This window comes from Pseudomonas sp. HY7a-MNA-CIBAN-0227, assembly GCF_040310325.1.
GTDB lineage: Bacteria > Pseudomonadota > Gammaproteobacteria > Pseudomonadales > Pseudomonadaceae > Aquipseudomonas.
In genome coordinates this window covers 1-261 of the sequence record NZ_JBEOPT010000204.1, presented here as the reverse complement: position 1 = coordinate 261, position 261 = coordinate 1, and the positions used below count along the sequence as shown (strand labels likewise).

The following is a 261-nucleotide window of genomic DNA, read 5'->3' as shown; positions in this document are numbered from 1 at the left end:
CCATACGCCTATGACCGAACAGAAACATGCCCCTATGTCCAAAACATCAAATGACGCTAATATAAAAGACACGACTAATATGGTAACACCCATTGCTGAATTGACCGACCAAACGACAGACGGCACGCAAACAACACTAGATACGCCGCATCCCCTCTTTACTGAGGTTAAGCAGCGCTGCCTTGTCAGCGCTGAGCAATTAAAGCGATATAGCAATGCCGATGAGCTGCCGACGGACACACGTACCGCGCCAGATTTGGA

General features: G+C 49.0%; 1 protein-coding gene. It reads left to right on the top strand.

Translation table 11 applies throughout. The features are described 5' to 3' along the window. Nucleotides 1-34: 34 nt before the first annotated feature. Nucleotides 35-261: hypothetical protein (locus AAEZ06_RS27585; protein WP_350617304.1), on the top strand; the 227-nt coding region annotated here is incomplete at its 3' end.